This is a genomic window from Microbacterium sp. C23T, assembly GCF_053345975.1.
Genome location: NZ_JBKFBD010000003.1, coordinates 98,929 through 120,938 on the forward strand (window position 1 = coordinate 98,929; position 22,010 = coordinate 120,938).

Genomic DNA, 22,010 nt, shown 5'->3' on the forward strand with positions numbered 1-22,010 from the left:
GAGACGTTCGTCGTCTGTGTGTGCGGTGTGGGGCGCTCTGTGGTGCAGATCCTGCGATGCTGGAAAGCGCTTGCCCGCTACGGTACTCGGTCTAAAAACGTTTCGCAAGGCGTTCGGATGAGATTTTTAAACGATTCAGTAACGGGCCGCGGGATTCCGGGCACGCCGACTGTGCACGGTCCCAGCCGCCACGCGCCGCCGCCGCTCAGTTCCCACAGGTCAACCGGCCTTCTGCAGGAGAGATCCGCTCTCCCGCATCCAGCGGAACCCCGGTTGACCTGTTGAAGGAGGGTGAGCAGAAGGGCGGGGGAGGGATGCCTCGGGTCAGCGCTCGGCGACGAGCTCGCCGTCGACCACGCGCACGCGCGCGACGTGGACGGCGCTGCGGCGATGGCTGCGCTCGTCGGTGTCGGCCAGCTCGCTGCCGTCCCACCAGGGGTGGGTGAAGAAGTACAGCCGCGCCTCGTCGCCGAGGAGCACCACCGAGCCGTGTCGCCCGATCTGGATGCCGTCTCGCGGAGCGCCGCTCTCGCCCAGGATGACGGCATCCGTCCCGCCCTGCCGCTCCCACGCGACGGCGTCGGCGCTCTGATGCACCGCCATGCCGCGCCACTCGTCGGTGAGGAGGAACCACGTGCCGTCGAGCGCGAAGACGAACGGGCCCTCATGCGGGCGCCCGCCGACGGCGGTGCCGTCGAGCCGCCACGAGTCGAGGTCGTCCGACACCGCGACCGCGGTCGTCGAGTCGGCCGCCTCGTCCTTGTACCAGAGGCGCCACAGGCCGTCGGGGCACCGGGCGACGGCGGCGTCGATCACACGGTCGCTCGCGAGCGGGATGACCCCCCGGCGGATCCAGGTGCGCAGGTCGTCCGAGAGGTACTCGACGATCCGGCGCGCGTGCCCCTCCCACTGGGTCGGCACGCCGTCGATCTCCGTGAGGTACATGCGCCAGCGCGTGCCGTCGTGGATGATCTCGGGCGCCCAGTGCGTCTCGCCGACCGCTGCAGGCGGCGGCCCGTCGGCCAGGCGCAGGCCCGCGGCATCCGGTTCCAGCGTTCCGGCGTAGCTCCAGCGCAGGCCGTCCTCGCTGCGGGCGACGCCGATGCGCGAGCCGTGCACCCACGCGACGCCATCGCCGGGATGCGGGTGCGTGGCGCGGCGCTGGGTGTAGAACATCCACCAGCCGTCGGCGTCCCTCACCACGGTGGGGTCGGTCGCGCCGTCGTAGACGGGATCGCGGTAGATCTCGCGGGGCGCTGCGGCGTCCGGCTCGAGTGTGGCGTCGATCGTCATCGGGCCGGTCGCAGGTCGATGACGGTGCTCGCGAAACTCTTGCGGTGCGTCGGGTGCGCGGCGAGGTCGGCGGGGGTCACCACGGCGCCGTCGGCGTCGGCCGACGCGTAGATCGCGGCGACGAGCTCGATCGAACGCGCGGGCGCCTCGGCCGTCGGCGGCAGGGGTGCGCCCGAGCGGAGGGCGTCGAACACGTCGCGCAGCAGATACACGTGGTCGCTGCGCTCTTCGGGCCCGCTGATCTCCCAGGTCGCGGCCTCGGCGGCGTCGACGTGGGGAGCCGGCGTGATGCGCCAGTTCTCGTGGCCGTGGCCGTACAGGTGGTCGACGGTGATCGTCGCCTTCTCGGTGTCGATGCGGATCGTGCTCGTCTCGCGGGGCGACAGCGTGCTCGAGACGACCTGTGCGACCACGCCGCCCTCGAAGACCACGGTCGCCGTCGACACGTCTTCGGTGTTCGTCTCGCGGTCGAGGCGCCAGAGGCGTCCCTCGACCCGCGTCCAGTCGCCGAGCAGGAACGCCAGGAGGTCGAGCTGGTGGATGGCGTGACCGAGGGTCGTGCCTCCGCCCTCGGTCTCCCACTTCCCTCGCCACGGCACGGCGAAGTACGCGGCGTCGCGGTACCAGAGCGTCTGGCACTGGGCGACGAGGGGGCGCCCGAGCGCGCCGGAATCGAGCAGGCGCTTCACGTGGGCGGGCGCGGTGCCCGTGCGCTGCTGGAAGACCACCGCGAGCTGCCGGCCGGCGGCGGCCGCGGCATCCGTCATCTGCTCGAGCTCGTCGAGGGACGGTGCCGGGGGCTTCTCGACCACCACGTGCGCGCCGGCCGCGAACGCCGCGAGGGTCTGCGCGGGGTGAGCGCCCGGGGGAGTGCAGATGTGGACGACGTCGGGGTGCTCGGCGGCGAGGAGCGCGTCGAGGTCGTCGTACACGGCGGGTGCGCCGTACGTCTCGGCGAACGCGTCGGCCGAGGCGCGGCTGAGGTCGGTGACCGCGACCAGCTCGGCGTGCGGATAGGCGGCGATGGCGCGGATGTGCGAGTGGGCGATGGCTCCCGTGCCCACTATGGCGCAGCGGAGGGTCTCGGTCACGGTGGCTCCTTCGGGTGGTCGCGAACGGATGCTGCAGCCCCGCGGCATCCGCTCCTCCAGGGTAGGCGGTGGAGACGGAAAGCGCTATCCCGCAGTGAGGTCAGTGCGGAAGGCCGGCCTGCGTCGCGTGCAGGCGGGCGTAGCGGCCCTCGGCGGCGACGAGGGCGTCGTGACCGCCGACCTCGATCACTTCGCCGTGCTCGAGCACGACGATGCGGTCGGCCTGGCGGATCGTCGACAGGCGATGGGCGACGACGAGCGTGGTCCGGCCCTTCATGAGGCGGTTGAGCGCCTCCTTCACGAGCTCCTCCGACTCGGGGTCAAGTGCCGACGTCGCCTCGTCGAGCAGCAGGATGCGCGGGTCGCGCACCAGTGCGCGCGCGATGGCGAGCCGCTGGCGCTGCCCGCCCGAGAGGCGTGCGCCGCGCTCGCCGACGACCGTGTCCCACCCGTCGGGCAGCCGGTCGACGAACTCGGCGGCGTTCGCGTCGCGCAGGGCGGCACGAAGGCGGTCGTCCGACACGTCGTCGAGGCCGTACGCGATGTTCTCGCGGATCGTGCCCTCGAAGAGCACCGACTCCTGCGGCACGACCGAGACCGATTGCCGCACGGTGCGCAGGTCGAGGTCCTGCATGTCGACGCCGTCGAGCAGGATCCGGCCCGCCGTCGGGCGCACGAAGCCCAGCACGAGGTTGAGCATCGTGGACTTGCCCGAGCCGGATGAACCCACGAAGGCCACGGTCTCGCCGGGCGAGATGTCGAGCGAGATGTCGTGCACGGCATCCCGTTCCGCCTCGTCGTAGCGATGCGACACGTGCTGCAGCTCGAGGTGGCCGCCGACGTTCGCAACGGCGCGCTTGCCCTCGTTCTGCTCGAGGTCGGGCTCCTGCAGCACCTCCGAGATCGATCGCATCGACTCCATGCCGCGCGCGCCGACCGGGATCAGCATGAGCAGCTGCGTCAGGCCACCGGTGAGCAGCGTGAAGTACGTCGACAGCAGCACGACTTCACCCGGGGTGATGGGGAGGAAGTCCGTCAGCGAGAAGATCGCCGCGAGCACGAGGCATCCCACGCCCAAGAGCTGCATCGCGACCCACGAGATCGACGCGACATGGCCGTTCAGCATGTCGAGGTGCAGGCCGGCACGGCGCACGCCGTCGGCGCCCGATGCGACGCGGGTGACGGCGGTCTGCTCGAGGCCGTGTGCGCGGGTGACGGGGATGAGGGAGGCCATCTCGCCGACCCGTGCGGAGAGGGTCTCGACCTCGCGGCGGAACACCTCGTTGCGCTCACGCGAGCGGTTGCGCAGTCCGTAGCGGATGCCGATGGCGATCGGGATCGCGAGCGCGTAGACGGGAAGGAACTGCGGCACCGCGATCGCGGTCATCGAGATGGCGCCGATCATGACCATGGTCGCCGACAGCAGGGGGTGGGTCACCTGCTGGAGCATGAGCTCGATGTTCTCGACGTCGCGCACGACCTTCGTCTGCACGATCGACGAGCTCACCCGCGTGTGGTAGCCGATCGAGAGGCTCTGCAGCCGCGCCGCGAGCGCGTTGCGGAGGTCCGCGCCGGTGTCGCGCACGACGGTCATGAAGTTGCGCGTATACACGATGTGCATCGGATAGTTCTGGATGAGCAGCACGGCCGCGACCGAGAACCAGATGAGCACGGTCGAGACCTCGCCGCCGGTCGCGACGATGTCGATGATCTTCGCCGTCACCACCGGGAGGAACCACAGCGGGACCTCTTTGCAGGCGAACGCGAGGATCGCCACCGTCATGCGCCCGGGCCGGCGCGCGAGCAGCTTCAGCACTGAGCGGCCGGGGCGGGGATTCTGGGCGATCGAGATGATGCGGATGGGTCCGGTAAACGCTTTCTGCGTCATGTGGACATGGTACTGGCGCGGACGATCAGTTCGGGCCGGTAGACGACATTGCCGAGGTCGGCCCCCGCGGTGCCGCCGATGCGCGCGAGCAGAAGCTCGGCCGCGGTGCGTCCCATCTCGCGTGCGGGCTGGCGCACGGAGGTGAGGGGAACGCCGGCGATCGCCGCGAACTCGATGTCGTCGTAGCCGACGACCGCGACGTCGTCCGGAACCCGCACGCCGCGAGAGATCAGTCCGTGCACGAGCCCGATCGCCAGGTGGTCGTTCGAGGTCACGATCCCGTCCGGGCGGTCGGCGGGGGAGCGGGCGGCGAGCTGCTCGCCGAACGCCACGCCGAGCTCGGACGTCGTGCGCTCGGTCCAGATCGGCTCGAGGGTCGCGTCGGGATGGGCGGCCACGGCGAGCCGCGCGCCCTGCAGGCGCTCGCGCACCTGCCGCACTTCTTCGCGCGCTCCCACGAAGGCGAGCCGCCGGCGTCCCGTCGAGAGCAGGTGCTCGGCCGCGAGCCGCCCCCCGGCGACGTCGTCGAACGACACCGAGGGCAGCTCGCCGGTGTCGTCGATCGCATCGACGAGGACGACCGGGATGCCGCGACCCCGCAAGCGCTGCAGCCAGGGCTCGAGGGGGCCGAACGGGCTCACCAGCGCCCCCTCGACCTGCACCCGCTCGAACAGCTCGAGATGGTCGCGCTCCTTGCCGACGTCGTCGCTGGAGTTGCCGACGAGCACGCGCATTCCGGCCGCCGAGGCGGCGTCCTCGGCGCCGGCGGGGGCGGCGCCGCGGGAGGGGGGAGGGGCGGGGGGGGGGGTCATCCCCAGCAGCCCGGAGCGCCCGGCGCGCAGCTGCTGCGCGGCCTGCAGCGGCACATAGCCGAGCTGGTCGGCGGCCGAGCGCACCCGGTCGACGAGGCGCTCGCTCACCATGTGAGGGCGGTTCAGTGCGTTCGAGACCGTGCTGATCGAGACGCCCGCGCGCTCGGCGACATCGCGGATGCCGACTCGCTTCATGTCGTTCGTCCCGTCATGCTCACCCGGCACGGGTCCGGGCCGGACGCCCCCGCGCGTCCGATGCGACCATGGTAGGCGCTTTCCCGCGCGCGGGAGAGCGCCGGCGACACGGTCGATCGTTACCCCCGCGTTACGAGGAGACATTTGACGAATCGGGCAGTGCCGCCTACTCTTCAATCGAAGCGGTTCGAAATCGAAGCGGTTCGATGAACGAACCTCGGATCCCGCCCCTCGACAGAGCGGCAGCCACGTACACGAAGGAGTGACATGGAACGGCATGCTCACCCGGCGGTCCCCGCGGCGGATGCCGCGAATCAGGGCACCCTCCGATGACCACTCAGGCGCAGTCGCAGGTCGTCTTCCAGGAGGCGGCGGTCCACAACCTCGACCAGAACGCCAAGAGGGGGCGCGGCCGGCGGCTGCGTCCGGCGGGCAGCCGGACGTCTTTCACGCTGTTCCTCTGCATCGTGCCGTTCCTGGTGCTGGCGTTCCTGTTCTCGTACCTTCCGCTGTACGGCTGGATCTACTCGCTGTACGACTACAAGCCGGCGCTCGGCCTCGAAGGCAGTGAGTTCGTCGGCCTGCAGTGGTTCCAGATGCTGGTGAGCTCGCCCACGCAGATGGCGCAGATCGGCCAGGTCCTCCTCAACACGCTCGCGATCAGCTTCCTCGGGATCGCGACATCCGTCCTGCCGCTCTTCTTCGCGATCCTGCTCAACGAGATCAAGGCGCCCTGGTTCCGCAACTCCGTGCAGACCCTCACGGCCCTCCCGAACTTCATCTCGTGGGTCCTCGTCTACATGATCGCGTTCTCGCTCTTCTCGAGCTCGGGCCTCGTCAACGACGTGCTCAACGACGCGGGACTCATCACGGCGCCCATCAAGTTCCTCGACACCGACCAGAACGTCTGGATCACCATGACGCTCTGGAGCATCTGGAAGGGGCTCGGCTGGGGCGCGATCATCTACCTCGCCGCGATCGCCGGCATCGACCAGTCGCTGTACGAGTCGGCCCGCATCGACGGCGCCGGCCGCTTCCAGCTGATGCGGTACATCACGGTGCCGCAGCTGATGCCGACCTACCTCGTGCTCCTGCTGCTGTCGATCGCCAACATCCTCAACAACGGCATGGAGCAGTACTACGTGTTCCAGAACGCCTTCAACAAGCAGTGGATCCAGGTGCTCGACCTGTACGTCTACAACATCGGCATGACGGGCAACAGCCTGTCGATGGCCACCGCGATCGGCATGCTCAAAAGCCTCATCTCGGTCGCCCTGCTGCTCACCGTCAACGCGGTCTCCAAGCGCGTCCGCGGCGAATCGATCGTCTGAGAGGCCAGGACATGACCACGACGATGACGAAGACGCTCACCACGACCAAGAAGGGCGACACCTCGGCCCGCTATCGCGGGACCGTCGGGGACGCGGTGTTCCGCCTCGCGAACTACGCGCTGTTCTTCCTCTTCGCGCTGATCTGCGCGTACCCCTTCTACTACCTGATCATCAACTCCGTCAGCGCCAACGACATCTCGGCGCTCGGCGACGTGCGCCTGTGGCCGGTCGGGTTCCACCTCTCGAACTACGGGCAGGTGTTCCAGCTGCCCGGCCTGCCGATGGCGACGGTGGTCAGCATCGGCCGCACCGTGATCGGCACCGCGCTGACGGTGCTCGCGTCCGCCTTCCTCGGGTTCATGTTCACGCAGACCCGCATGTGGGGCCGCAAGTTCTGGTACCGCTTCCTCATCATCACGATGTACTTCAGCGCGGGCCTGATCCCGGTGTTCATCATCATGAAGACGCTGGGTCTCACCAACAACTTCTGGGTCTACGTGCTCCCGTTCGTGGTGCAGCCGTTCAACGTCATCCTCGCGAAGACCTACGTCGAGTCGATGCCGAAGGAGCTGCAGGAAGCCGCCGAGGTCGACGGCGCCAACATCCTGCAGGTCTTCTTCAAGGTGTACCTGCCGAACATGACGCCGATCCTCGCGACGATCGCGATCTTCAGTGCGGTGACGCAGTGGAACAGCTTCCAGGACACCCTGATCTACATCACCGATCAGAGCCTGTACACGCTGCAGTACCTGCTCTACATGTTCATCAACCAGGCATCGAGCCTCGCCCAGGCGGCGCAGAACGCCGGCGGCAACATCGGTCAGATCGCCGGGCTCGCCACCGAGCAGACGCCGACCTCGATACGCATGACGGTCTCGGTGCTGGTCGTGCTGCCCATCATCTTCATCTATCCCCTGTTCCAGCGCTTCTTCGTGAAGGGCATCATGCTGGGCGCCGTCAAGGGTTGACGGCGGCCACGAACCACCACAGAACCACCAAGAAAGGAAAGCAATGACGCTTCGAAAGAAGGTGTCCCTGGCTCTCGTGGCGCTGCTCGCCGCGGGCTCGCTCGCCTCGTGCAGCGCCGGCGGCGGCGACGACCAGGGTGCGATCGACCAGTTCCCCGAGAAGTGGGACCAGGAGATCACGATCGACGTGTTCGACGGTCTCGCCAACTACATGGGCGTCCAGCAGGGCTGGTTCGCCAAGATCGTCAAAGACAAGTTCAACATGAAGCTGAACATCATCGCCCCGAACGTCGCGGGCGGCGGTGACACCCTCTACAACACGCGCGTCGCGGCCGGCGACCTCGGCGACCTGATCATCACCGACAAGGGCGAGAAGCTCGACGAGCTCATCGAGGGCGGTCTGGTCAAGGACTCGGCGAACTACTACGGCGCGATGGACAACCTCGCGAAGTTCGACGCCGCGGTCGAGCACCTCAACGACGGCAAGGACGGCGTGTACGGCTTCCCGTCGGCGGTCTCGTCGCTCAAGCCGACCGAGCCCTCCGAGGGTCTCAACCCGACCTTCGGGCCGTACCTCCGCTGGGACTACTACAAGGAGGCCGGCTACCCCGAGATCGGCACCCTCGAGGACCTCCTCCCGGTGCTCGCCGACATGCAGGCCGCGCACCCCACCGCCGACAACGGCCAGCCCACCTACGCCTTCTCGCTGTTCAAGGACTGGGACGGCAACATGATGGTCACGGCCAAGCAGCCCGCGTGCTTCTACGGCTACGACGAGCTCGGCTTCGTGCTGGCCAAGGCCGACGGCTCGGACTACCAGAGCATCCTCGACCCCGACGGCGAGTACATCCGCAACCTCAAGCTCTACTTCGACGCCAACCAGCTCGGCCTCGTCGACCCGGAGTCGACGACGCAGAACTACGACACGCTCTTCTCCAAGTTCCAGAACGGGCAGGTGCTGTTCTCGTGGTGGCCGTGGCTGGGCCAGTCCGCCTTCAACACCGAGGACAACATGGCCGCGGGCAAGGGCTTCGAGATGGTGCCCCTGGCGGACCAGAAGATCTTCTCGTACGGCGCCGAGGCGTACGGCGGCAAGCAGGTGTTCGCGATCGGCTCGAAGGCCGAGGACCCGGAGCGCATCGCCGCCTTCATCGACTGGCTCTACTCGCCCGAGGGCGCGTACGCCAACAGCAGCCAGACCGGTGCGTCGGCGGGACCCAAGGGCCTCACATGGGACGTGAACGACGCGGGCGAGCCCGAGCTCACGGACTTCGGCAACGAGGTCTTCCTCCAGGGCGGCGCGACCGTTCCCGAGGAGTGGGGCGGCGGCGAGTACGCCGACGGCGTCTCGGCGCTCAACCTCAGCGCGGTGCTTCCGATCGACACCGACCCCGAGACGAGCCTGCCGTACAGCTACACGTTCTGGCCCACCTACCAGGCGGCCATCGCCAACCCGCTGACCGTCGACTGGTCGGCGAACATGGGCGACGCGACCTCCACCATGGAGTACCTGCAGACCAACGACCAGGTGCTCGTCGCCCCGGGCGCGAGCTACGCGGCACCGGCCGACGACTCCGAGATCGAGACCCTGCGCAACCAGGTCAAGGAGATCATCAAGCAGTACTCGTGGCAGATGGTGTTCGCCGCGAACGAGGCGCAGTTCGACTCGCTCCGAGACGAGCTGATCAAGACGGCTGAGGGCCTCGGCTACGACAAGGTGCTCGAGTTCGACATGACCAACGCGAAGTCGCAGAACGACGCGCGCGTGGCCGTGGCGAAGGAGTTCGGCAACTAGCCGCACCGTGTGAAGCGAAGGGCTCGGGATGCAGCATCCCGAGCCCTTCGTCGTGCTGTTCGCACGGGCCTCCTCACTTGAGGGGATGCGCCGAGCTGAGGGGCCCAGCGTCGTAGGCGGTCCGCAGCTGGGCTCTCGTCCTCAATTGAGGTTCACGGGTGCTGTGGCGCCGGGTCCCCACGTCGCGCCCTCGACCGAGGATCACGGATGCTGCGGGGCCGCGGCATCCGCCACCGCCGGCGCCCGAGCGGTCAGGCGTCGTGGCGGGCGAAGACGCTGCGGAAGAGGAAGGCCGTGGCGTAGGCGCCGACGGAGAAGCCGATGGTGGCGATCAGGATCGCGACCGGCGGGAACAGGATCGTCAGGGCGACCGCGGTCACCGGGATCACGAGGACGCCGAGGGTGCGCACCGGTTCGGCCGCCGGGAGCAGCAGCGAGTTCTTGAGGGTCTGGCGCACGGGCCCCGTGAGGTACGCCACCTGGGCCATCGCGTAGAGGAACGCGGCGAAGAGGTATACCGCTCCGATCACCGCCACGACTCCCGCGACTCCGGCGAAGAGCGCGGGGTACGCGAACCAGAACACGCTCGAGAGTCCGAGCAGCGCGGCGGGCAGGAGCAGGCAGAGCATCAGCACCGTGGCGCGGCCGAAGTTCGCCCGGAACGCGGGGAAGAAGTCCTTGAGGGGGCGTCCGCTCTCGTCGTCGGAGTAGCGGATGGTGACCTCGTACAGCGCGCTCGTGGCCGCGCCGATCGTGACGATCGGCAGGCACACGAGGATGTAGAGCAGGTTGAGCGCGACGAACGTCAGGAACGTCGAGAAGCCGCCGAGCGTGCGGCTGTCGGGATCGATCCTCATGCGTGCGTCGCGATCACGGCGTGGGTGCTCCGGTGAGCGCCGGCGGCAGCAGGCGCACTGCGGGCTTCGCACCGCTCGAGAGGATCTCGCAGATCATGTCTGTCGCCGCTGCGCCGATCGCCTCCGCGGGCACCGCGATGCTGTCGGCGAGACCCGGCACCGAACGCGCCACGTCGTCGGGGCACAGGGCGACGATGGCGGGCTCGTCTCCGCGCTGCCGGCCGCGCTGGGCGATCGTCGTCGCGACGTGGGGGAGCGCGCCCTCGTTGTGCACGAAGAAGCCGGTGATGCCCGGGTCGTCCGTCATCACGCCGTCGACGGTGGCGATGGACTCGGACGTGCTCGGGCACGCGTGGACGGTGCCCGTCACGCCGTTCGCCTCGCACGCCGCCAGGAAGCCGCGCGCGAGCCGGTCGGCGTACGAGGTGTGGCGCGACATCACTTCGGGCGGCGAGCCGATGAGCGCGAGGCGCTTATGGCCGAGTGCGACGAGCCGGTCGACCGCGAGCCAGCCCGCGGCCTCGAAGTCGAAGTCGACGCAGGGCACGGAGCGCCGCCCCTCGGGAAGACCGATGAGGACGCTCGGATGCCCCAGCCCCGACAGCGTGTCGATGCGCGGGTCGTCGGACTCGACGTCCATGACCAGCAGCGCGTCGACCATCGAGCCCTTCGCCGCACGCTGCAGCGCCTTCGAGTCGTCGCTCGCGAGCAGCAGGATGTCGTAGCCGTGCTTGCGCGCCTGGGTGACGACGCCGGTGACGATCTGCATCACGACGTGCACGTCGACGCCGGTGCGCAGCGGAGCCTGCAGACCGATGACGTTCGTGGAGCGCGACGCGAGCGAGCGGGCGCCCGCGTGCGGGCTGAAGCCGAGGCTGTCGATCGCCTTCTCGACGCGGTCGCGCGTCTCCTGCGAGATGGCCCGCTTGCCGCTCATGACGTACGACACCGTCGAGATCGACACGCCCGCCTTCTGCGCGACGTCCGCGATCGTCACCATGAGATCCCCCGCTCTCCTCGTTCGATCACCCGCGTGGTTCCGGGTGCGAGCTCGTATGTTCCGATCGAACCGTCCGGCCCGTGCACACTCATTGTGACTGCTCGCGCTCCCGCGCGAAGCCGCGCCCGCACGAGTTCCCCACCGGCCCACTCGGCGTCGACCGACACGTCGCCGCGGGAACGGATGCCGCGCACCCGGCCGTCGGGCCACTCCGGCGGCAGCGCGGGCAGCAGTCGCAGCGTGATGTGCGCCGTCTCGGCGCTCGCCGCCGGCTCGTCGAACGACTGGGCGAGGGCCTCGGCGATGGCCGCCGTCACGCCCAGGTTGCCGTCGATCTGGTACGGCGGATGCGCGCTGAAGAGGTTCGGGTAGAGGCCGCCGCGATGGGCGTCGGTGGTCTCCTCCGCGGGCCGCAGCGCCATCCGCAGCTGCGCGTGCACGGCCGCGCCGTCGCGCAGGCGAGCCTGCATCGCGGCGCGCCAGGCGAGCGCCCAGCCGGTCGACTCCGGACCGCGCAGGCGGATGGACTCGGATGCTGCGCGCGCGAGCCCGGGCGTCGCGTCCGGGGTGATCTGCGCCAGAGGGAACAGCCCCATCAGGTGCGAGAGGTGGCGGTGATCCGGCTCGGCCTCGACGCGCTCTCGGTCCCACTCGAGCAGGTCGCCCCGTGCCGACACCTGCGGGTCGGGGAGAGCGTCCGTGAGCGTGGTCAGCTCCGCGATCCACGGGTCGTCTGCGTCGAGCACTGCCGCGGCAGCGCGGCAGACCGCGGCCAGCTCGCGCAGTAGCGCGACATCCATCGTGGCCGACACCGCGACGCCGCGCTCGCGTCCCTCGGCGTCGAGGTAGTGGTTCTCGGGCGAGGTCGACGGGCTCGTCCACGCGCGCTCGCCGTCGGTCTGGATCCACGACAGCGCGAAGGCCGCGGCTGACGCGAGCACCGGCCAGGCCTCGTTCCGCAGATAGGCGCGGTCGCCGCCGAACGAGTAGTGCTCCCACAGGTGCAGTGCGAGCCACACCCCGCCGAGCGACCAGTTCGCCCACGCCGGGTCGCCGTGGCCGGCGCCGACAGGGGCCGCGAAGGCCCAGGCGTCCGAGTTGTGGTGCGCGACCCAGCCGTCCGCGCCGTAGAGCTCGCGGGCGACCGCGGGGCCGGTCGTCTCGGAGAGGCGCCGTGTGAACCGCAGCAGAGGCTCATGGCACTCGGCGAGGTCGGTCGTCTCGGCCGGCCAGTACGCCATCTGGGTGTTGATGTTGAGGGTGTACGCGCTCGACCACGGGCCCGGAAGCTCGGCGTTCCACAGCCCCTGCAGCGTGACCGGCAGCCCGCCGGGCTGCGACGACGCGATGAGCAGGTACCGCCCGTAGTGGAACATGAGGGCAGCGAGAGCCGGGTCGTCGACCTCTTGTGCCCGGTCCACGCGATCGACGGTGTCGAGTGCCTCGACGTCGGCCGGCGTCGGCAGTTCGAGCGCGCACCGCGCATAGAGCTCGCCGTGCGCCGCGGCGTGGGCCTCGAAGAGCTCCGTCGCCGTCGCGTGGACATCGAACGACCCGCGGATGCCGCGCAGCACCGCCGCCGCGTGGCCGAGGGCGTCGCGGGCATCGGCCGGGTCGCCGGGGAGTGCGGGGGCGGTGGCCGTGGCGATCGCGAAGAGGTGGGTCGTCGCGGCAGCGCTCACGAGCACGCCGTCGACGACCTCGGAGGCGCCGCGGGCCTGGACGACGATCGCGCCGTGCCGGCCGTGGTCCTCGTCGTAGCGGATGGGCTCGGCGGGGTCCTCGTGGCCAGGGGCGACGTCGACCGGGAGCCACCACTCGGTGGCGAGATCGCCGCCCGCCGAGCGCGGGGCCGAGCGGGGTCGCAGGAGCGAGCCCACCTCGAGACGCACGCGCACGGGCTCGTCCGCGGTGATCTCGTGCATGACGGCGCCGGTGACGAGGTCCGCCCAGGTGCGGTGCCGCACGTCGACGCCGTCGATCGCGTACTCGTGGGTGGCGGCGCCGGTCGAGAGGTCGAGACGCCGCGCGTAAGGTGCGGTCGAGGACGCCGGGGAGACGACGTCCGCTTCCACTGTCAGCTCGATCCAGCCGAGCGGGAGATAGGCCTGCACCCATGGCGCCTGCATGCGCTGCAGGAGCGCCTCCGCGGTGTCGAGGTCGTCGGAGTCGATCGCCGCGCGCACGGCGGCGAGTGCCTCGGGGCCGCGATCCGCGACGCCGTCCAGCGGGTCGGCGCCGGCGTACCCGGACCATGCCGTGATGTCGTTCAGCCACAGCCGGTCGCCGCCGGCGAGCCCCGCGCACATCGCGCCGCGCACGCCGTTGCCCACCGGGTAGGCCTCGAGCCACCGCCAGGCGGGGGTGGAGGCGCGCAGCGCGTGGAGCCCTTCGGCACGCTCAGGGACCGAGCCGGGCGGCGGCGGGACCGCATCATCGCGGCGCGTGGACATCGTCACCTTCGTAGTATACCGTCTCAGTGTTGAAGCGCTTCGAAAGTTCGACGCTCTTCTCGCCGACAATTCCGTGACCGTCCGATCGAAACTCAGCGAAGAGGTTCCCCGCTCCATGGCCACCACGCCCGATCCGCGCCGCATCGACGCGTTCTCCGAGATCACCCGCGAGCTCGGCATCTGCTTCGGCGGGGACTACAACCCCGAGCAGTGGCCCCGCGAGGTCTGGCAGGAGGACGCCGAGCTCATGGTGCGCGCCGGCGTCAACCTGGTGACGGTCGGCGTGTTCAGCTGGGCGCGACTAGAGCCGTCGCCGGGCGAATACGACTTCGCGTGGCTCGACGAGGTGCTCGAGCTGCTCAACGCGCACGGCATCGCCGTGGACCTCGCGACGCCGACGGCGTCGCCGCCGCCATGGCTCGGCATCCTCCACCCTGAGACGCTGCCGGTGAATCCCGACGGCGTGCGTCTCGCGGCCGGATCGCGCAACCAGTTCACCCCGGCCTCGCGCGTCTACCGTGAGCACGCCCTGGCGATCGCGACCGCGCTCGCTGAGCGCTACGCCACCCACCCGGCCGTGCGCATGTGGCACATCGGCAACGAGTTCGGGCAGATCGACTTCGGCGACGAGGCGGCGCGCGAGTTCGGGCTGTGGCTGCGCGAGCGCTACGGCTCGATCGACGCGCTCAACGAGGCGTGGGGAACCCTCGTCTGGGCGCAGGGCTATCGCGACTTCGACGAGATCCTGCCGCCCCGGCGCATGCCCTACCTCGTGAACCCCGCGCAGTCGCTCGACTTCCGCCGGTACACGTCGTGGGCGCTGCAGCGCGTGTTCACCGAGCAGCGCGACACGATCCGCGCGACGGGCGCCACGCAGCCGATCACGACGAACTTCATGGGCTTCGAGCCGCTCACCGACCTGTGGGAGTGGGCGGGTGGCGTCGACGTGGTCGCCGACGACGAGTACCCCGACCACGGCTCCGCGACCGCGTCGTCCGACATCGCGCTCGTGCAGGACCTCATGCGCTCGCTCGGGGAAGGTCGGCCTTGGGTGCTCATGGAGCAGGCGGTGAGCGCGACCTCGTGGCGCCCGCACAACCTGCCCAAGAGCCGCGGCCGCGCGCGCCTCGACTCGCTGCAGGCCGTCGCCCGGGGGGCCGACGCGATCTGCTTCTTCCAGTGGCGTCAGGCCCGCACCGGCGCGGAGCGCTTCCACTCCGCGATGCTGCCGCACGCCGGCGCCGACACCGAGGTGTTCGAGACGGCCTGTGCGCTGGGCGCCGACCTGCGCCGGCTGCGGTCCGTCGTCGGCGGGCAGGTCGAGGCATCCGTCGCCCTGCTCTTCGACTGGCCGTCGCGCTGGGCCGCCGACGAACCGGGGCGCCCGACGGAGCGGCTCGACACCCTCGAGCAGGTGCAGCGGTGGCACCGCGCGCTGTGGCGCCGCGGCATCGCCGTCGACCTGGTGCGTCCGGGCGCCGACCTGTCGGCCTACGCCACGGTGCTCGTGCCGCACACGTACATCGTGGAGACGGATGCTGCTGCCACTCTCCGCGCGGCGGTCGAGCGCGGTGCGAGCCTCGTGGTGGGCCCGTTCTCGGGCGTCGCCGACGGCAACGCCGGCATCCTCACCGGTCGCTCGCCGGTACTGCTGCGCGACCTGCTCGGTGTGAGCGGCGAGGAGTGGGTCGGTCTTCCCGACGCGCCCACCCCCGTCGTCGTGGAGCAGACCTGGACGACCGCGCCGGCGGAGGCCGAGGCATCCGTCCTGGGTGAGCGTCTCCGCGCCGAGGGCGCCGAGGTGCTCGCCCGCTTCGGCGCCGGCCACCTGTCGGGGGCACCCGCCATCACCCGCCACCGCGCCGGCGCCGGCACGGCCTGGTACCTCGGCGCCGTCGTCTCGGACGACGCGCTCGCCGCGGTGCTCGACGACGCGCTCGACGCTGCCGGTGTCACGGGCGTCCTGCCCGACCGCGTGCTGCCCGACGGCGTCGAGGCGATCCAGCGCGGCGCGTCCCTCTTCCTCCTCAACCACGGCGAAGGGTCCCGGAGCATCACGCTGCCCGGCCCGCGCCACGATCTCCTGTCGGACGCGGACGTCGATGGTCAGCTGACGCTGGCCCCCGGCGCCGCCATGGTGCTCATCGAAAGGCACGCAGAGTGAAGTTCACCGATGGCTACTGGCTGACCAGGCCCGGCCTCGCCCCGCTGTACGCGGTCGAGGTCGACGACATCCGCGTCGACGAGGCGGCGGGCACGATGACCGTGTACGCGCCGACCGCCGCGATCCGCGACCGCGGCGACACGCTCAACCGCGCGATGCTCACCGTCACGTTCTCGGCGCCCGCGCCGGGCGTCGTCAAGGTGAACGTCGAGCGTCACGCGGGCGCCGTGCACCGTGGGCCGGACTTCGAGATCTTCGGCGCGGAGGGCTTCCGGCCGACGATCACGGTCGACGAGAACGAAGGCGTCCTCGACGCCGGCCCCCTGAAGGTGCGCGTCGTGCGGACGGCGGGCCAGTGGCGCGTCGACTTCGTCGAGGACGATGGGCGCGTGCTCACGAGCTCGCTCCCACGGTCGATCGGCCACTACACCGATACGACGGGCAAGAACGGCACCGCCGCCACCGCGGGCACGGCCGGCACCGCCGGCACGGCCGCCGGGGGCACGAAGCCGACGTGGGTGCACCAGCAGCTGAGCATCGAGCCGGGCGAGCGCGTCTACGGCCTGGGCGAGCGCTTCGGCGCGTTCGTCAAGAACGGCCAGGTCGTCGACACGTGGAACGCCGACGGCGGAACCTCCAGCGAGCAGGCGTACAAGAACGTGCCGTTCTACCTCACCTCTCGCGGGTACGGCGTGTTCGTCGACCACCCCGACAACGTGTCGTTCGAGGTCGGCAGCGAGGTCAACTCGCGCGTGCAGTTCTCGGTGGGCGGCGAGTCCCTCGACTACTACGTCATCGCCGGCCCCGAGCCGAAGGACGTGCTGCGCCGCTACACGGCGCTCACCGGCCGGCCGGCGCGCGTGCCCGCGTGGTCGTTCGGACTGTGGCTCACGACGTCGTTCACCGCCAGCTACGACGAAGACACCGTGAGCGCCTTCGTCGACGGCATGGCCGAGCGCGACATCCCGCTCTCGGTGTTCCACTACGACTGCTTCTGGATGCGCGAGTACCAGTGGAGCGACTTCGAGTGGGACTCCCGCGCGTTCCACGACCCGGTCGGGCAGATCGCCCGCATGCACGAGCGCGACGTGCACGTGTCGCTCTGGATCAACCCGTACATCGCGCAGCGCTCGGCGCTGTTCCGCGAGGCGGCCGACAACGGGTACCTGCTCAAGCGCACCGACGGCAGCGTGTGGCAGTGGGACATGTGGCAGGCGGGCATGGGCCTCGTCGACTTCACGAACCCGGATGCTGCGGACTGGTACGTCGCGAAGCTGCAGGGTCTGCTCGATCAGGGCGTCGACGCCTTCAAGACGGACTTCGGCGAGCGGATCCCGGTCGAGGGCGTCGTGTGGCACGACGGCTCCGACCCGCACCGCATGCACAACTACTACGCGAAGCTCTACAACGAGGTCGTGTTCCGCGCGCTCGAGCGGCACCACGGCGTCGGCGACGCTGTCGTGTTCGCGCGTTCCGCGACCGCGGGCTCGCAGCAGTTCCCCGTGCACTGGGGCGGCGACAACGACTCGACGTTCCTGTCGATGGCGGAGTCGCTGCGCGGCGGCCTGTCGCTCGCGATGTCGGGCTTCGGCTACTGGAGCCACGACATCGGCGGGTTCGAGGGCACGCCCGACCCGGGCCTGTTCAAGCGCTGGCTCGCGTTCGGCCTGCTGTCGTCGCACTCGCGGCTGCACGGCTCGTCGTCGGTGCGGGTGCCGTGGGCGTTCGACGACGAGGCGGTCGACATCGCCCGCTCGTTCACGAAGCTCAAGATGCGTCTCATGCCGTACCTCGCGGGCGCCGCCGAACAGGCCCATCGCTGCGGGACGCCGATGATGCGCCCGATGGCGCTCGAGTTCCCCGGCGACCGCTCGGGCTTCGACGCCGACACCCAGTACATGCTGGGCGACGCGCTGCTGGTCGCGCCGATCTTCACCGCCGACGGCAGTGTCGAGTACTACGTGCCGGAGGGGGAGTGGACCTCGCTCCTCGACGGCTCGGTGGTCGACGGGCGTCGGTGGATCTCCGAGACCCACGGCTACGACTCGGTGCCGCTGCGCGTGCGTCCGGGCACAGTGCTGCCCTTCGGTGCGGACGACACCCGCCCCGACTACGACTGGTCCGACGGCGTCACGCTCCGGTGCTTCGAGCTGCCCGACGGCTACGACCGCGAGACGCGGGTGCCCGGCCACGACAGCAAGGGATCCATCGACGGCGTCGGTGCGACGACGTTCCGCATCCGCCGCGAGGGCTCGGCGATCATCGCGTCGACGGACGACGCGCACGCCTCGTGGGCACTGCAGGTGGGCGACCGGATCGCCAGCGCCGCAGCATCCGGAGAGATCCGTATCGAGATCGAGGAGACCGCACGATGACCGACATCGCCACGGATGCTGCGACCCCCGCGGTCGCCGAAGACCAGCCGTCCGGCCAGCCGGTGTTCCGGCAGGCCGACCAGCCCCTCGCGGCGCGCGCCCGCGACCTGCTCGACCGGCTGACGCCCGACGAGCGCATCGCGATGCTGCACCAGGCCGCGCCCGCGGTCGAGCGGCTCGGGGTGTCGGCGTGGCACACGGGATGCGAGGCCCTGCACGGCGTCGCATGGCTCGGGCGTGCGACCGTGTTCCCGCAGTCCGTGGGACTCGCCGCGACGTGGGACACCGACCTCGTCGAGCGGGTGGGCGAGGTCGCCGCGGTCGAGGTGCGCGCGAAGCGCGCCGAGAACCCGATGGTGAGCCTCAACGTGTGGGCGCCGGTGGTCAACACGCTGCGCCACCCGGGCTGGGGGCGCAACGAGGAGGGCTACTCCGAAGATCCGCACATCACCGCCGTGATGGGCACCGCGTATTCACGCGGCCTGCGCGGCGACCACCCTCGCGTCTGGCGCACGGTGCCTGCGCTCAAGCACTTCCTCGCCTACAACAACGAGACCGATCGCTCGGTGACCTCGTCCGAGATGTCGCTGCGCACCCTCCATGAGGAGGAGCTGCCCGCGTTCCGCGGCGCGATCGAGGAGGGCGTCGCGGGCGGCATCATGCTCGCATACAACCGCGTGAACGGCGTCCCTGCGCACACGCAGCCCGAGCTCGTCGCGGAGGCCCGGTCATGGTCGGACGAATCGATCGCGGTGGTGTCGGATGCCGGCGCCCCGACCTTCCTCGTCACCACCCAGCGCACCCAGCCCGACCACGTGCACGCCGCCGCTGCCCTCGTGACCTCGGGCCTCGACTCGTTCACCGACAACGACGCGAACGCGGCGCCCACCATCGGCTACGTGACGGAGGCGCTCGCCGCGGGCCTGCTCACCACGGCCGACGTCGACCAGGCCGTGCTACGGCTGCTCGAGCTGCGCATCCGCACCGGCGAGTTCGACGGCGACGCCGACCCGTACGCGGGGATCGGCGTCGACGACATCGACGCACCCGGGTCCCGTGAACTCGCTCGGGAGGCGGTGGCGCGCTCGGTCGTCGTGCTGCGGAACGACGCCGGCGTGCTGCCGCTCTCCCGGGCGTCACGGGTCGCTGTCGTCGGCCCGCTCGCCGACCTCGTGCTCACGGACTGGTACGCGGGTACCCCGCCGTACGCGGTCGGGATCGGCGCCGCCGCCGCCGAGCGCTTCGACGAGGCCGAGGTCGTGACCGGCGCCGACACTCTCGCGTTCCGGGCATCGTCCAACGGACGGTACGTCGTGTCGAACGCGGACGGCTCGGTGGTCGAGGCGGCCGGCGACGCCGCGGCCGACGACGCGCTGTTCGACGTGACGGACTGGGGCGACGGCATCCTCACCCTCCGCTCCCACGCCAGCGGCCTGCTGCTCACCGGCGCGAAGTGGCCGATGCGCGCGGACGCGACGCGCGTGGGCGAGTGGGTCGTGCAGGAGAGCTTCCGCAAGCACATCCACGCCGACGGCACGTGGTCGCTGCTGCACCTCGGCTCGGGCCGGTGGCTGCGCGTGTTCCGCGATTCGGGACTGCTCGCCGCGGAGGCGGTCACGCTCGAGGCCGCCGAGCGCTTCGGTGTGCGCGTGGTGCGATCGGGCGCGGCCGCAGTGGCCGAGGCTGCTGCGCGTGCGGACGCCGTCGCCGTCGCGGTCGGCAACGACCCCCACCTCAACGGCCGCGAGACCGAGGACCGCCCGCACCTGCGGCTGCCCGCCGCCTGGGCCGAGGTGTGGCGCGCCGCGCGCGAGGCGAACCCGCGGGCGGTGCTCACGATCGTGTCGAGCTACCCCTATGTGCTCGCGGGTGTCGAGGCCGAGACCGTCGTGTGGTCGAGCCACGGCGGCCAGGAGCTCGGTCACGGCGTGATCGATGTGCTCTCGGGCGACGTCGAGCCGTCGGGGCGCCTCTCGCAGAGCTGGCCCGCCACCGAGGCGCAGGCGGGCGACCTGTTCGACTACGACACGCTCCGCCAGGGTGCGACCTACCGTCATCAGCCCGACGAGCCGACGTTCGCCTTCGGGCACGGCCTCACCTACACGACGGTCGCGTACGAGTCGATTTCGATTCGGGATGCTGCGACCCCCGCACCTGCGCCGACCCACCGGCACGCCGGCTTCGCGCCGCGATCGGATGAGTCCGTCGTGCACGCGGTGGTGCGGGTGCGCAACACCGGCGACCGCGATGCCGAGGAGCTCGTGCAGCTTTACGCGCTGCCTCCGGCGGGGCTTCCGCTGCCGGCGCCGCGCCGCGTGCTCGTGGCGTACCGCCGCGTGCGGCTCGCGCCCGGAGAGTCCCGCGACGTCGAGCTGTCGTTCTCGCCCGCGCGCCTCGCGGTCTGGGACGACGCCGTGCGCCTCCCGGGGGCCGTCGACGACTGGCTGCACGAGGGCGCGCTGCGCGTGCAGCCGGGGACCTACACGGTGGCCGCGGGCCCCTCGGCCTGGGACCTCCCCGCGCGGACCGAGCTGGAGGTCACCGCGGGCTGAGCTTGCGGCATCCCACCCCGCGGCCTTGGCAGCCGCCGCCGCCCGTTCTCAACAGGTCAACCGGGCTTCTGCAGGGACGTGTCGGCGCACATGCTCCTGGAGAAGCCCGGTTGACCTGTCGGAGGGAGGACACGAGGAGCCGGCAACGCAGTCCCGCTGGACTACGGTGCGAGTTCCTCCGCCAGGGCCCGCGTCTCGTCCGGGGTCCACACGCGGTCGCCGAAGACGTGGCGATGCGCGAGCGACACCTCGGCGCCCGGGGCCAGCATGACGTACTCGTCGAACGAGGGCGACGGCGCCATCACCGGGATCGGCTCGCTGCGCACGAACCAGCGGATCGGGGGCGCTCCGGTCGAGGTGCCGGCGAAGGCGAGCACGGAGGCGCCGCCGTCGACGTCGTCGTGCTCGCCCGAGAAGGCCACCCACGGCGCGATCTGGCCCATCACTCCGTCGTCACCGGCGTCGTCGGGAAAGCCGCCGGCCAGCACGCGGCCGCCGGTCCAGGCACGAGGCATCCGGATCATGAAGCCGGTGTAGCCGGCGCCGGGGCGCCCCTCGGTCGTCGGGCTGCCGAGCTCGAGCTCGCGTCCCGACACGTTGCGCAGCGTCGTCGAGAAGTCGAGCATCCAGAGGCCGCGGTCGAGGTCGACGCCGTGGAAGTGGTGCGTGCGGGTCTCGGCGAGCCACTCGTCGCCGCCCTGCGTGATCCACGTGAGCTCCTCGGTGAAGGAGACCTCGGGCCCGGCGTCGGCCACGGTCGTGAACCCGTCGTGGCGGATCGTGCCGACGTTGTCGAGGAGCGCATAGTCGCCGTACTCGGGACGGAACGTGTTCCCGCCCCAGAAGTTCTGGCCCGACACGTGGGTCCAGGTCATCTGGAGGCCCTTGTGCCAGCGGTGGTCCCACGGCCGGAAGCCGGTGAGCAGCGCGCCATCGAGTGCCCGCAGGGGGTGGAGGAAGGGCTTGGGGCCCTCGGAGATGTCGCCGCCGGGATCGAACGCGTAGCGCGCGATGTCGACGCCGGCAGCGGTGACGGTCACGTCGGACTGGTCGAGGCGGAGGGTGAGGTCGGTCACGGTCCCATTGTGGCCCAGATCGCCGGAAAACGCTTGCCCGATCTCGGTGCGAACGCATAATGTACCGCTCTCGAGGCGCGAGCGGTAGAGGCATCCCGGTGCAGGCAGGCGGCGATAGCGTCTTCGTCATCTCATACGAGGCCCCGCACCCCCCGCGGAG

The 22,010-nt window shown here is 70.6% G+C and carries 14 protein-coding genes; 6 read left to right on the forward strand and 8 right to left on the reverse strand.

The window, feature by feature from the left end; translation table 11 throughout:
• Positions 1–324 precede the first annotated feature (324 nt).
• From ACLBXX_RS02500 to ACLBXX_RS02515, 4 genes are all read right to left on the reverse strand, one after another.
• Complete coding sequence (locus ACLBXX_RS02500) at positions 325–1,293, reverse strand: family 43 glycosylhydrolase (protein ID WP_447656669.1); 969 nt, start codon at positions 1,291–1,293, stop codon at positions 325–327.
• Positions 1,290–2,384, reverse strand: coding sequence for a Gfo/Idh/MocA family protein (locus tag ACLBXX_RS02505; RefSeq protein WP_447656670.1), 1,095 nt, complete (start codon positions 2,382–2,384; stop codon positions 1,290–1,292). The genes ACLBXX_RS02500 and ACLBXX_RS02505 overlap by 4 nt, the downstream gene beginning before the upstream one ends.
• 100 nt (positions 2,385–2,484) lie before the next feature.
• Positions 2,485–4,272, reverse strand: a complete 1,788-nt coding sequence (locus tag ACLBXX_RS02510; RefSeq protein ID WP_447656671.1) for an ABC transporter ATP-binding protein — start codon at positions 4,270–4,272, stop codon at positions 2,485–2,487.
• Positions 4,269–5,279 carry a LacI family DNA-binding transcriptional regulator gene (locus ACLBXX_RS02515; RefSeq protein ID WP_447656672.1) on the reverse strand — a complete coding sequence of 337 codons (1,011 nt, stop codon included), beginning with the start codon at positions 5,277–5,279 and terminating at the stop codon, positions 4,269–4,271. The genes ACLBXX_RS02510 and ACLBXX_RS02515 overlap by 4 nt, the downstream gene beginning before the upstream one ends.
• A 329-nt stretch (positions 5,280–5,608) precedes the next feature.
• Here ACLBXX_RS02515 and ACLBXX_RS02520 point away from each other — a divergent pair, with 329 nt between their 5' ends.
• Genes ACLBXX_RS02520 through ACLBXX_RS02530 form a run of 3 tightly spaced genes read left to right on the forward strand, consistent with a single transcriptional unit; the run spans position 5,609 to position 9,373 of the window.
• Positions 5,609–6,610, forward strand: a complete 1,002-nt coding sequence (locus ACLBXX_RS02520) for an ABC transporter permease (RefSeq protein WP_447656673.1) — start codon at positions 5,609–5,611, stop codon at positions 6,608–6,610.
• 11 nt (positions 6,611–6,621) lie between these two features.
• Positions 6,622–7,578: a carbohydrate ABC transporter permease gene (locus tag ACLBXX_RS02525; protein ID WP_387140704.1), complete on the forward strand. Its 957-nt coding sequence runs from the start codon at positions 6,622–6,624 to the stop codon at positions 7,576–7,578.
• Positions 7,579–7,621: 43 nt separating this feature from the next.
• Complete coding sequence (locus ACLBXX_RS02530; RefSeq protein ID WP_447656674.1) at positions 7,622–9,373, forward strand: ABC transporter substrate-binding protein; 1,752 nt, start codon at positions 7,622–7,624, stop codon at positions 9,371–9,373.
• A gap of 251 nt (positions 9,374–9,624) precedes the next feature.
• On the opposite strand, the gene ACLBXX_RS02535 is transcribed toward ACLBXX_RS02530, so the two are convergent.
• The 3 genes from ACLBXX_RS02535 to ACLBXX_RS02545 are packed head-to-tail and all read right to left on the reverse strand — an operon-like array spanning position 9,625 to position 13,683.
• The gene (locus tag ACLBXX_RS02535) at positions 9,625–10,230 is read right to left on the reverse strand and encodes a YesL family protein (RefSeq protein WP_447656675.1); all 606 of its coding nucleotides are present in this window, start codon (positions 10,228–10,230) and stop codon (positions 9,625–9,627) included.
• Positions 10,231–10,243: 13 nt separating this feature from the next.
• Positions 10,244–11,230, reverse strand: a complete 987-nt coding sequence (locus ACLBXX_RS02540) for a LacI family DNA-binding transcriptional regulator (protein ID WP_447656676.1) — start codon at positions 11,228–11,230, stop codon at positions 10,244–10,246.
• A complete protein-coding gene (locus ACLBXX_RS02545; protein WP_447656763.1) occupies positions 11,224–13,683 on the reverse strand; it encodes a glycosyl hydrolase family 95 catalytic domain-containing protein in 2,460 nt (819 codons plus the stop codon). Before ACLBXX_RS02545 ends, ACLBXX_RS02540 begins: the two co-directional genes overlap by 7 nt.
• 115 nt (positions 13,684–13,798) lie before the next feature.
• On the opposite strand from ACLBXX_RS02545, the gene ACLBXX_RS02550 reads away from it, so the two are divergent.
• The 3 genes from ACLBXX_RS02550 to ACLBXX_RS02560 are packed head-to-tail and all read left to right on the forward strand — an operon-like array spanning position 13,799 to position 20,774.
• The gene (locus ACLBXX_RS02550; protein ID WP_447656677.1) at positions 13,799–15,847 is read left to right on the forward strand and encodes a beta-galactosidase; all 2,049 of its coding nucleotides are present in this window, start codon (positions 13,799–13,801) and stop codon (positions 15,845–15,847) included.
• Entirely contained in the window at positions 15,844–18,222 is a 2,379-nt protein-coding gene (gene yicI / locus ACLBXX_RS02555) for an alpha-xylosidase (protein ID WP_447656678.1), read from the forward strand. Before ACLBXX_RS02550 ends, yicI begins: the two co-directional genes overlap by 4 nt.
• On the forward strand, positions 18,219–20,774 hold the full coding sequence (locus ACLBXX_RS02560; RefSeq protein ID WP_447656679.1) for a glycoside hydrolase family 3 C-terminal domain-containing protein: 2,556 nt from the start codon (positions 18,219–18,221) through the stop codon (positions 20,772–20,774). The genes yicI and ACLBXX_RS02560 overlap by 4 nt, the downstream gene beginning before the upstream one ends.
• Before the next feature lie 161 nt (positions 20,775–20,935).
• On the opposite strand, the gene ACLBXX_RS02565 is transcribed toward ACLBXX_RS02560, so the two are convergent.
• Positions 20,936–21,850 (reverse strand): DUF6807 domain-containing protein, encoded by a 915-nt coding sequence (locus ACLBXX_RS02565; RefSeq protein ID WP_447656680.1) that lies wholly within the window; start codon positions 21,848–21,850, stop codon positions 20,936–20,938.
• Positions 21,851–22,010 lie beyond the last annotated feature (160 nt).

What these genes read in the sequence shown, in the direction of transcription:
- ACLBXX_RS02500 (WP_447656669.1), bottom strand. Translation starts at nt 1,293, where the DNA reads ATGACGATCGACGCCACACTCGAGCCGGACGCCGCAGCGCCCCGCGAG.
- ACLBXX_RS02510 (WP_447656671.1), bottom strand. Translation starts at nt 4,272, where the DNA reads ATGACGCAGAAAGCGTTTACCGGACCCATCCGCATCATCTCGATCGCC.
- ACLBXX_RS02515 (WP_447656672.1), bottom strand. Translation starts at nt 5,279, where the DNA reads ATGAAGCGAGTCGGCATCCGCGATGTCGCCGAGCGCGCGGGCGTCTCG.
- ACLBXX_RS02520 (WP_447656673.1), top strand. Translation starts at nt 5,609, where the DNA reads ATGACCACTCAGGCGCAGTCGCAGGTCGTCTTCCAGGAGGCGGCGGTC.
- ACLBXX_RS02525 (WP_387140704.1), top strand. Translation starts at nt 6,622, where the DNA reads ATGACCACGACGATGACGAAGACGCTCACCACGACCAAGAAGGGCGAC.
- ACLBXX_RS02530 (WP_447656674.1), top strand. Translation starts at nt 7,622, where the DNA reads ATGACGCTTCGAAAGAAGGTGTCCCTGGCTCTCGTGGCGCTGCTCGCC.
- ACLBXX_RS02535 (WP_447656675.1), bottom strand. Translation starts at nt 10,230, where the DNA reads ATGAGGATCGATCCCGACAGCCGCACGCTCGGCGGCTTCTCGACGTTC.
- ACLBXX_RS02540 (WP_447656676.1), bottom strand. Translation starts at nt 11,230, where the DNA reads ATGGTGACGATCGCGGACGTCGCGCAGAAGGCGGGCGTGTCGATCTCG.
- ACLBXX_RS02545 (WP_447656763.1), bottom strand. Translation starts at nt 13,683, where the DNA reads ATGTCCACGCGCCGCGATGATGCGGTCCCGCCGCCGCCCGGCTCGGTC.
- ACLBXX_RS02550 (WP_447656677.1), top strand. Translation starts at nt 13,799, where the DNA reads ATGGCCACCACGCCCGATCCGCGCCGCATCGACGCGTTCTCCGAGATC.
- ACLBXX_RS02560 (WP_447656679.1), top strand. Translation starts at nt 18,219, where the DNA reads ATGACCGACATCGCCACGGATGCTGCGACCCCCGCGGTCGCCGAAGAC.